Here is a 10,581-nt window from a genome sequence, read left to right as displayed (position 1 = left end):
GCCCGTGGAGATGACCCTCGGAGCGGAGGATGCGGAGGATGCGGAGAAGACGGTGGGTGCGGGGGCCCGTCAGTACAGGCCCTCGGGGGCGGTGGCGGCGATCTGCAGCGGGCGGACGTCGGCCACACCGTCACAGGGCCACTCGGCGTCGAGGTGGCGTGCCGCCTGGTCGCGTTCGAGGATGTTGGGCAGGAAGAGGTCGTCGTGCAGGACGGTGAGGCGGACCTGGCCGTTGGCGCCGGGCGCGACGACCGAGCGCCAGTCGTCCTTGCGCACCACGGCCATGGTCACCTGCGGGTAGTTCGGCATGTACGGGATCGGGCCACCGCTCTCCGGCAGGCCGAGGAAGGCGGCGTTGCCGAAGGTGTTGCCGTAACTGATGCCGCAGATCCCGCCGTCGAGGGCGGCGCGGAAGTCTTGATACATCGCGGCGTTGATCTGGGTGCCGCTCAGGCGGGCCCCGGCGAGGGCGGCGACGCGCTCCGGTGAGCGTCGGCACAGCGCCGAGAAGAGGGCGGGGGTGGTGTTGAGGTAGTCGATGCCGCCCTGGCCGAGAGCGTCGGTGATCTGGTCCAGGAGGTGGCCGGTATAGCGCTCGACGTCGGCCGGGCGTCCTTCGCGGATGAGCCGTTTGACCCAGCGCGGATCCATGTCGATGGCGTACACCAGGCCCGCGTACAGGTCGGCGACCTCCCAGACGCCGTGCCCGATGAGGTGCGGTCCGGTGGGTGTGGCCTGGAGCCAGCGGCGGCCGGGCGCGAATCCTTCGTGGACGAAGGACCAGCGGCGCCAGACGGCGCGGTGGTGGAGCATGGCCGGGGTGTAGTAGACGCGGCAGGGTGTGCCGGTGGTGCCGCCGGTGTCCCAGACGCGGCCGGCGAGCGGCCGCCGCAGGGCGCGGGGCACCAGGTCCGCCGGGTCCACGCTGCGCAGGTCGGCGAGCGGGAACGGGCCGAAGGCCGTGAGCTGTTCGTAGCGGGTGATGTCGTACGGGTCGAAGCCGAGCTGCTCGCGGCGGCTCAGCCAATAGGGGCTGCCCGCCTCGGGGTCGAAGGTGCGCCGCACGACCGCGCGGGTCCATTCGTCGAGATCGGTGTCGAGCCATTTCGCCACGAGTAAGTCGGGGTCGGTCGCGTCATTTCCTTCCGGCTCCGCCGCGTGCCCGGATGCTCCCATATCAGCGTTCCCACGTGCCGGAATCGCCGCCGGAGAAGCTGATTCCCAGATCATAGGCGGTGCTGACGGCGAGTCGTATGTGCTCGGTATTCTCCACGTGTACCACAGGGAACGGGAAGGCGAGCATTCCTTCGGGAATGGCGGGACCCATGACGAGGCCGAGTCGCACGTCGTGACTGCGCATGCCTTCATAGATGTCGACGAGGCTGATCGGATCGGTGGGGTTCCGCTCGAACATGTGACGCACTTCGTCCGCCGTTTTCAGTTCCCCGCGCTCCAGACAGGAAAGGAGCGGAATGCGGGGAGCGGTGAACGGCATCTGCGCGATATGCGGGGCGATGAAGTCACGGAAGGGCCGGCGCAGCGGGGAGTGGACGGCGATGGTCCGGCCCGGCAGCGGCACGATCGCGCCGGGCTCGGAGTCGGCGGCCAGCCGCTCGATCGCCGCGCGGTGACCGGCCAGCATGAGGATGCGCCGGGATCCGTCCACCATGGGGCCGAAGTCACCCGCGAGGTGGACGTCCGGGAGTCCCTGCCAGGGCGGTGGCGACTGCGCCTCCGCGGCCTGCACGAACGCCAGTGCCATTCCCTCTTCGGGAGCGTCGGGCCGGGGGTCGGGGGCGTCGGCCGTCCGGGCCAGCATGGTGAACAGGGACCGGCGGTCCAGGGCGCCGGCCAGGCAGCTCGCCGTCATCGCGCCCAGGCTCAGCCCGCCGGCCACGTCCGGGCGCAGGCCGGCCTCGGCGAGGAGGTCGTGCACGGCGATGGCGAGCGCCGTCTCGCGTATCGTGCCCGCGCTCTGCCGGCGCTCCCTGCTCTCGGGCAGTTCGCCGCGCAGGATCTGCTCGGCCGTGAGGCCGGTCCAGCCGGATATCTCTTCGTAGAGCTCCCGTACGAGCGGTGACGCCTCGTACAGTTCGATCCCGTGCGGTTCGGTCCCGACCCCACCGCCGAACAAGTACCCCAGGGGCATTCTTACTCCTGTCACACTTCAGGACAGTTCTTTCCGTGCGGGAACGGACTCGGCATCGAGTCCGAACCGACGGCAGAGATCTCCCGCGCTTCGACAAAAGAAATACACGACGCTCGACACCACGTCGCCAGGACTCGGCGGGGCGAGTCGTCCAGCCGGCGCCATAAAGGAATCGGAGATACGGGAATAAGCTGCGGCGAGCCTAGCACCGAACCCACGGCAGCAGAACGGCACCTTCTCGATTCAGCCATGCGCCGGACAGGCCGTCCCTCACCAGGAAAAGACCTGAACAAGCCAGCACCGAGCGCCCCATACACCTCAGCACACACTCACTCACACCCTGCCCTCCGACGGCCGGCCAGGCGGGATACTCACCGACGCCGACAACCGCCAGGCCACCGGTCCGCCCCGATCCGGCCGGGCACCGCGCGGGCGCCGGACAGCCGGACTGCCTGGACGACCGGATAGTGACTCGCCGTCATAGACTCCTCGACAGCCGGCTGCTTCTGCTGCCGGACTTGAGCAGCCGAGAGGTCACACGACACGGCAGACGCTGCTCCCGCCTGCCGGGGTCGGGGACGCTTGGTGCACCGTCTGTCCGCCAGGGCCGTTGCCCTCCCGGTGGCTTCGCCCCACCGGCATGATGTGCGCCGTCCGCTGTGTCTTCAGCGCGTGGCCCGGCCGGCTGTTCCTCGGGTGATGTCGGCGTAGAGGCGGAAGAGGGCCGGGCGGCCCTCGCCTTGGTCGCGTTCGTGCAGGGCCGCCCAGCACCGGGCGACGAGGTGCCGGGCCTGGGTACCGGGCCAGGGCTGGGGCAGGAGCTGAGGCGCCAGCAGCGGGTCGGGCTCCATGGCGCGGGTCAGTTCTGCGGCCAACTCGACGGCGATGGTGAGAAGTTCGGCCGGGGAGAGTGCGGCGGGGCCGGTGAGCCGGGCGAGGCGGGGCCGGGCGAGGCGGCTGAGGCGGTGGTAGCGGTCGGCGATCTCCTGCAGAGGCCACAGACAGCGGGCGAGTTCGGCAGGCTCTCGGGTGTCACCCCTGCGCAGGTCCGTCGTGGTGAGGAGGGTGAGCGCGCCGTGGGCGCCGAGGCGGTGGGCCGCTTCTTCGACGTACGGTTCCCATGCGTTGGCGCAGACGTACAGTCCGCCCTGGAGCGGGGCGCCCCCGAGATGGACGAGCGTCTCGCGCAGGGCGTCGCGGGCGGTGCGCGCCGATTCGGGCACCGCGAAGGCGGCCAGGTGCCAGACACCGTCCCAGGGCGCCAGCCCGGCGTCCTGCCGGAACGCGTGCCGCAGGAAGTCCGCGTTGGGGGCGAGGGCACGCATGGTGTCCGTGGTCGCGTGCAGCTCCGCCTTGCGGCCTCGGCCCTCGTGAGTGAACCGGCCCTCGGCCACGAGGCGTTTGACGCACAGCCGTACCTGCTGATCGCTCATGCCCAGGGTGTTGGCCACGGTGTACAGCTCGTCCGCGCCGACGGTGCCGTCCTCGCGGATCAGCGCGTGGACGAGCATGCGGGTGGGGACCTCGACGTGCTCGGTGGCGGCGTTCACCGTTCTCCCACCCCTCCTGCTCCGACCGGGCGGCACATGGTGGTCACCGCGCCGAATCCGAGCAGCCCGCGCAGGTAGGGCGTGTGTTCGGTCCGTACGGCCGTGAAGCCGCGCCGCTCGTACAGGGCCCGGGCGCGCGGGTTGGTGTCGATCACGTCCAGTCTGATCTCCCGGCAGCCCTGCTCCGCCGCGACGGCGGCTACTTCCTCGATGAGCAGGCTCCCGACGCCGCGGCCGCGCATGTCCGGGTCCACGGCGATGCCGTCCATGACGAGCTGTCCGGGGGCCGGGTGACGTTCGAACAGGGCGAGGAGCAGGAGTCGGCGCAGTCCTCGCAGGTGCCCGTAAGCGCGCAGCACCGCGCGGGCCGAGCCCCCGGTGAGGGCCCGCCCGCCGTGCTGGTAGCCGGCGAGGCCGACGAGCTGCCCGTCGAGGAGTGCGCAGACGGCTCGATCGGTGTTCAGGTGGGCGGCGATGAAGGACACCGCTTTGCCCGCCGGGTTCAGGGCGGGACCGAGTTTGCGGCCGAAGGCATGCCAGTACAGCTCGGCCACCCGCCGCTCGGCTCCGGCCGGAACGCCCCGCCGCACCGTCACGGGTCCGACTCCCGGGCCTGTCGCGTCCAGTCCCACGCCGTGCCTCCGCTCTCCCTGAAACCGAGAAGCGAATCTATCAGACTCCCTACGGTCGTTCCCATGATGATAGTTTCGGCATCTGCTGCACACCCGAACAGAGGCGGCCTTCCCATGTGTCCGAAGACCCAGCCCCGACGGCGCGGGCTCCGCATCGCCGCGTGGTCACTCGTCACGGTCCTGGTCGTGGCCGTCGGCCTCGCCGGTGTGGTGCTGTGGCAGAACTCCTACGACATGGACGAGCAGCGGATCACGATCCGCCACGGCGGCCACACCCTCAACGGCGTACTGGCCATCCCTGATGACGGCCGCAAGCACCACGGCCTGGTCGTGTACGTCCACGGCGACGGCCCCGTCGACGCCACCCACGACGACGGTTACAAGCCCATGTGGGAGGCGAACGCCAGGGCCGGGTACGCCTCCCTGTCCTGGGACAAGCCCGGCGTCGCGGGCGCCCCCGGCGACTGGCTCGACCAGTCCATGGACGACCGGGCCGACGAGGCGGCCGCCGCCATCGCCTGGGCCCGCGCCCGCCCGGACATCGACGACGACCGGATCGGGCTCTGGGGCGCCAGCCAGGCGGGCTGGGTCCTGCCGAAGATCGCCGCCAAGACGCCCGTGAGTTTCGTCATCGCCGTCTCGCCCGCGGTCAACTGGCTCCGGCAGGGCCGCTACAACCTCCTCGCCGAGCTGCGCGCCGACGGGGCGTCAGCAGCCCGCGCCGAAGCGGAGGTCGCCAAGAGCGACACCACCCGCCAACTACTCAGACGCCAGGCGACCTTCGAGGAGTACGTCAAGGCGATGGGCGGCGACGCGGACGGCATGACCGCCGGCCGCTGGGGCTTCATCTCCAGGAACTACACCGCGGACGCCACCCGAGACCTCCGCGCCCTGCGTGGCATACCGGTGCTGCTGACCCTCGCGGGCCATGACGTCAACGTGGACACCGCCGACACGGAGCGCACGTACCACAGGGTGCTGGACGCAGGTGGTGCGTTGACGGTCAGGCGTTACCCGGACGCGACCCACTCACTGCTCAAGCAGTCCATCGAGCAGTCGGACCTCACCATCACGCTCACCGCGCTCTTCTCCCCCCGCTCGCTCTTCGCGGACGGATTCCTGGAGGACCAGAGACAGTTCCTCGACAACCTCGGCTCAGGCAGCCACGCCACTCCATGACACTCCTGCGAGCCCGGCGAGGACGGGACCCTGCGGCGCCGCGGTGTCACCGCCGTCCCGCGACCGAGGAGTCCCTCCCAGCATCAGGTGTGACGCGAAAGGGAGGGGCGCCGCTGGGTGCGGCGCCCCTCTGGGTGTCGTCGGCTGTCAGCCGATGGCGGTGGCGAAGATGTGCAGGGCCACCTGGCTCTTCGCCGCGTCCGGGCCGACGTTCGGCAGCGTCAGGTAGGCGACGGTCTTGCCGGCCTGGAGCGGGACGGTGGCCGCGTAGACGCTGACCTTCTGGTCGGCCTTTCCGCCGCCGTTGTTGAAGTAGTCGGTGGTGGCGAGGATGTCGCTGCCGTCGACGGGGCTGTTGTTCCACCAGTCGGCCACGGCCAGGGTATAGGGCTGGGTGGTGCCGTCGGTGTAGGTGACGAGACCGCTGCCGGAGGCGTTGCCGTAGGTGCCGGTGGCGAGGAAGCCCAGCTTGGTGCCGCTGCCGGTGTAGGGGACGGTCTGGCCGGCGGCGATGATGTTGTCGGGCTTGCCGGTGCCGGTGGTGGGCCAGGAGAAGGTCACGCCGTCGTGGTCGACGGTTCCGCCGGGCGTGATGCCCTGCGCGGCGAGGGCCTGCTGGGACAGGCTCTGGCCGCCGCCGTCGAGGTCGCCGGCGCCGGGTGCGGCGTCGTCACTGATGCCGGTGTTGGTGACGATGTCGTTCAGGGAGGCGTAGGGGATGTTCAGTTGGGTGGCGACGTCGTCGCTGGCCTTGGCGCCCCGGTAGGTGGCGGAGGCGGCGAGGGCGTAGGGGCCGGGCTTGGCGCCGGCCGGCGGTGTGACGGTCCAGATGGTCTTCACCGAGGCGCCGGCGGGGATGTCGGCGAAGGTGGCCGGAGTGGTGGGCGTGGCGGTCCATCCGTCGGGCACGGACAGCGACACGGTGGCGTCGGCCAGGGGTACGGCGGCGGTGTTGGTGTAGGTGGTCGTCACCGTCGCGGTCGCGCCGGGCTTGAGGATCGGGTGGGCGCTGACGGCCAGGCTGTGGTGGACCCGGATCACGGCCGAGCCGGTGACCCCGCCGACGGTGGCGCTGATGGTGGCGGCGCCGTTGCCGACCGCGGTGACGACGCCCTGGGTGTTCACGGTGGCGACGGACGGGTCGCTGCTGCGGTAGGTCACCCTGGCCTTGGACAGGTCCAGGAAGGAACCGTCGTCGTTGACCGCTTCGACGACGTGGTCGGCGGTGACGTCCAGGTTGCGGCCGGGCTGCCGGGCCCGGTCCGTGTCGTCCTTGATCCACTGGTTGCGGCCGGTGAGGTCGATGGTGTCGCCGGCGTCGTAGACCACGGCCTCGGGCTGCACGGTCACGTACTGCACGTGCGGGGTGAGGCTGCCGTGGACGGCCACCTTCGCCGATCCGGCGGTGGTGGACGCGTCGGGTCCGACCTGGAAACGGTACCGGCCGGCGTAGACGACCTGCTTGGCCCGCTGCCCGTCGTGGAAGGCCAGGCCGGGCACGTGTACGCGGAGGGTGAGGTGCTGGGTGGCACCGGGGGCCAGCGTCCTGGTCTTGGCGAAGCCGGCCAGGCGCTTCGTGGGCAGTTCGCGGCCCTTGACCTCGAAGTCGGTGGCGGCGTAGAGCTGGGCGACCGTGGTGCCCGCGACGGTGCCGGTGTTGGTGACGTCGAAGCCGACGTTCACGCTCCCGTCGGCGTTGACCGAGGAGCGGTCGGCGCGGATGTGGGAGTAGGCGAAGGTGGTGTAGCTCAGGCCGTAGCCGAAGGGGTAGGTCGGGGTGCCGGTGAAGTACTGGTAGGTGCGGCCCAGCCCGCCGGTGCCGCTGGGTGCCAGGTCGTAGTCCGAGATCGCGGGCAACTGGGAGTCGTCCTTGTACCAGGTGAAGTTCAGGTGCCCACCCGGGTTCTGCCTGCCGAAGAGCACGTCGGCCAGCGCGTCGCCCTGCGATTCGCCGTTGTAGCCGGCGAAGACGATCGAGGCGACCTTGGCGCGGTAGGACTCGATGGCCACCGGTCCGCCCGCCTGGATGTCCAGGACGGTCCTGGGGTTGCCCAGCGCGGTCACCTGGTCGATGAGGCTGCCGTAGTTGCCGGGCAGGGCCAGGCCGCTGCGGTCGTGGCCCTCGCCGGCGGTGGCGTCGTCGGTGCCCACCGCGATGATCACCAGGTCGGCGTCCTTGATGTCGGCCTGCGTCCGCTCGCTCAGCTTCGCCGCGCCGGTCGCGGTGGTGGACGTGCCGGCCGCGTCGTAGACGATGTCGGCGCCGGGGTTGGCCGCCTTGACCTGGGCGGTGACGCCCTGGACGGCGTCCACCTTCTTGGTGGGGTCACCGGAGTAGCCGCCGAGGGAGACCTTGCCCGCCTGGTCGCCGACGATGACGACCTTGCCCAGCTTCGCCGGATCGGCGGGCAGCAGCGGGGCCCCGGCCGTGCCGGCCTTGTGGTTCTGCAGCAGGACCAGGGAGTTGTCGGCGATCTTCCGGGCGAGTTCCTGGTGGGCCGGGGACTCGATCACGTCCTTCTTGATCTTCGTGTACGGCTGCTGGTCCACCGGGTCGAACTCGCCGGTCTCCATCCGTACGGTGAACAGGTGCACCAGCGCGTTGTCGATCACCCCCTCGCTGAGCACACCGGCCTTGATGGCCTGCTCCACGTTGGCGGGCGTGGCCTCGTCACCGGTGCAGTTGACGTTGGTGCCGGCCCGGAGCGCGTACGCCTGGCCACCGGCCGCCCCGGACACCTTCTGCCCGGTCGCGCTGTTGGTCCAGGTCGCGTTGGTGCCCTTGCCGTCGGTGGTCCAGCCGGGCGGCGCCCAGTTGTGCCCGCCGGGGAAGTCCTTGTACGTGGTGCCCACCGCACCACAGTCGGAGGTGATGTACCCGCCGAAGCCGTAGGTGCGCTGCGCGATCTGGTTCGTCGTGTACGTGTTCGCCGCCGACGGGGTGCCGTTGATCGCGTTGTACGAGGTCATCAGGCCCGCGACGTGCGCCTTCTCGATCAGGCTCCTGAACTGCGCGGTGTAGTAGTCGTACAGGTCGTCGTCGCCGACATCGGAGCTGATGCCGGTGCGGTCCTGCTCGACGTCGTTGAGCGCGTAGTGCTTCGCCGTCGCGGCGACCTTCAGGTACGTGCCCTGCCGGCTGCCGTCGGGGTTCTGGCCCTGGTATCCGTTGACGAACGCACCGGCCATCTGGCCCACGAAGTAGGGGTCTTCGCCGAACGCCTCGTCGTTGCGGCCCCACCGCGGGTCCCGGCTGAGGTTCACCGTCGGGGCCCAGTAGGTGAGCATGCCGTAGTTGTCCTTCGACGGCCCGAGGTTGTTCTGCCCGGTCCCCCACAGCGACTTGTCCAGCAGGCCCCGGGCCTCGTCCGAGACCGCCGTGGTCTCCTGGTAGATCAGGTCCTTGTCCCAGGACATCGACGCCGCGAAGTTCGTCGGGAAACTCGTGGCGTGCACCCCGCCCCCGACCGAACCCGGATTGTTGTTCGCGAACAGGGTGTTGATGCCGTGCTGTCCCTCGCTCCAGTACGTGTACTGCTGCACGCCCAGGCGCGGGAGGGCGGGGGCGCTGTTCGTGCGGAGCTGCAGCGCCTTCTCGTCCAGCGTCATCCGTGACACCAGGTCCGCCGCGCGCTCCTGGAAGGAGTAGTGCGTGTCCAGGTAGATCGGCACCGTCGCCCGCACCGCGGCCGCCCGGCTCGCCTGGGCCGTGGCGGCGGCGGTGCCCACCAGGGCCAGGGAGCACACGGTCGCCATGACCGCGTGTCTCGCAGGTGTGTTCTTCCAGTACATCGGGTCTCCTTGCGCAGTGTGCGGATCGGATGGGGTGGGGCGCGGCACGGCGCGGCGCGGATGGTGGCAGCAGTACGCCGGCTCGCGGACCCGCAGCCGGTCGTGCGCCGGTCACGGGGACCGCTCCGGCCGGGGCCGGGCGCGGGTCCGTTGCCGGCCGCGAGATGGTGGCAACGGATGGGGTGACCGAGGGGGCAGTTGCAGGGAAGTCCGGGGAATCCGGCTTCAGTTGAACGTTGTGTGCGGCAACATACGCTGCCGCCGAGGATCGCACCAGACCCCGCGCCGACATGACTGCGTAACCACAGGAGCGACGATGGGTGATAACCCCGCACCGGGCGTGACGCTCCGCTTCCCGGGAGATCGGCGCACCTATCGGCAGCCGCCGGGGCGCGCGCCAGCGACCGGGCCGGCGGGGTCGTTGCGGGCTCGACACCGCGCGGCGGGCAGGCCCCGGCCCCCGTGCGGCGCGTCATCCGCAGCGCCTTGCAGCGCGATTCGGTGGATGCCACCGTTCGCGCATCGCACGATCACGGGTCCATGCCGTTCCACGTCTGGCGGGACCCCTCCCGACGGCGTATGTTGCCGCACAAAACCTTTAACATCACGCTGATGGGCCGCCCCGCCCGCCCCTTCCCGCCTGCCGCCGCTGGCGACTCGCCCACCAGGGGCTACGCCGGTCCGCCCGGCAACGGCTACCGGAACTCCCTGCGCAGTGAACCGGTGACGGAGGGGAACTGAGCGGAATCACCGGCGCGTTCTCCTTCACCCGGCGGGCAGCCGACAGCACGTCCGCGGCCGAGGCACGGGCCGACTCCCCCGTGCGGCCGACGGCCGGCACCTGGTACCACCTGGTGGGCGTGGACGACATCACCACCGGAACCCCATCCTCAGCCTCGGCTGACACGTCCCGTTCCCCCCGCACTCGCGCAGGGGCGGCCCACTGCCCTGGGCCGCTCCTGCGCCCCGGACAGGCTGCTCCAGGCTCCGGCTGCCGGAGCACTGGCGCCGCGCGCCCTCGCAGCGGTGCCTTTCCCGACGAGGCCGGTGCCGTCGAGGCTGAGGATCCCGCCGTCCTTGTCGCGGGGTCGCGGCCGGCTTCGGTGTGCCGGACCGCGGCCGGAGGGATGTACTGCCGGTACACCCCTTGACGGTGACTCGCTCCGCGCGTCGGGAGGGGGTTACCTGGATGACGTGGGACTTTCCGCCCGGCCGTCGAGCGGGCCGGGCGGACAGTCCGCACCCGGCCGACGGCGACAGCCAGTCCCCCGCGGCCGGT

At 70.8% G+C, this 10,581-nt stretch carries 6 protein-coding genes; 1 reads left to right on the top strand and 5 read right to left on the bottom strand.

Annotated elements, in window-relative coordinates; all coding sequences use genetic code 11:
• Positions 1-69: 69 nt before the first annotated feature.
• From ACZ4SV_RS15375 to ACZ4SV_RS15360, 4 genes are all read right to left on the bottom strand, one after another.
• Complete coding sequence (locus ACZ4SV_RS15375) at positions 70-1,176, bottom strand: arylcarboxylate reductase (protein WP_468004628.1); 1,107 nt, start codon at positions 1,174-1,176, stop codon at positions 70-72.
• Between the two features lies 1 nt (position 1,177).
• Complete coding sequence (locus tag ACZ4SV_RS15370; protein ID WP_468004626.1) at positions 1,178-2,149, bottom strand: ACP S-malonyltransferase; 972 nt, start codon at positions 2,147-2,149, stop codon at positions 1,178-1,180.
• A 665-nt stretch (positions 2,150-2,814) separates the two neighbouring features.
• Positions 2,815-3,660, bottom strand: coding sequence for a PaaX family transcriptional regulator C-terminal domain-containing protein (locus ACZ4SV_RS15365; RefSeq protein WP_468004804.1), 846 nt, complete (start codon positions 3,658-3,660; stop codon positions 2,815-2,817).
• A 35-nt stretch (positions 3,661-3,695) separates the two neighbouring features.
• A complete protein-coding gene (locus ACZ4SV_RS15360) occupies positions 3,696-4,295 on the bottom strand; it encodes a GNAT family N-acetyltransferase (RefSeq protein WP_468004624.1) in 600 nt (199 codons plus the stop codon).
• A 150-nt stretch (positions 4,296-4,445) separates the two neighbouring features.
• On the opposite strand from ACZ4SV_RS15360, the gene ACZ4SV_RS15355 reads away from it, so the two are divergent.
• On the top strand, positions 4,446-5,510 hold the full coding sequence (locus ACZ4SV_RS15355; protein ID WP_468004622.1) for an alpha/beta hydrolase family protein: 1,065 nt from the start codon (positions 4,446-4,448) through the stop codon (positions 5,508-5,510).
• A 147-nt stretch (positions 5,511-5,657) separates the two neighbouring features.
• Here the strand turns inward: ACZ4SV_RS15355 and ACZ4SV_RS15350 are convergent, their stop codons facing one another.
• Entirely contained in the window at positions 5,658-9,302 is a 3,645-nt protein-coding gene (locus ACZ4SV_RS15350) for a glycoside hydrolase family 3 C-terminal domain-containing protein (RefSeq protein ID WP_468004621.1), read from the bottom strand.
• Positions 9,303-10,581 lie beyond the last annotated feature (1,279 nt).

It is taken from the genome of Streptomyces sp. NPDC027672 (assembly GCF_055566335.1).
Note: the sequence above shows the minus strand (reverse complement) of the source record. Positions and strands in the feature narration are given on the sequence as shown.

Coding starts and splice junctions, on each gene's coding strand:
- ACZ4SV_RS15350 (WP_468004621.1), bottom strand. CDS start 9,302: ATGTACTGGAAGAACACACCTGCGAGACACGCGGTCATGGCGACCGTG.
- ACZ4SV_RS15375 (WP_468004628.1), bottom strand. CDS start 1,176: ATGGGAGCATCCGGGCACGCGGCGGAGCCGGAAGGAAATGACGCGACC.
- ACZ4SV_RS15370 (WP_468004626.1), bottom strand. CDS start 2,149: ATGCCCCTGGGGTACTTGTTCGGCGGTGGGGTCGGGACCGAACCGCAC.
- ACZ4SV_RS15355 (WP_468004622.1), top strand. CDS start 4,446: ATGTGTCCGAAGACCCAGCCCCGACGGCGCGGGCTCCGCATCGCCGCG.
- ACZ4SV_RS15365 (WP_468004804.1), bottom strand. CDS start 3,660: ATGCTCGTCCACGCGCTGATCCGCGAGGACGGCACCGTCGGCGCGGAC.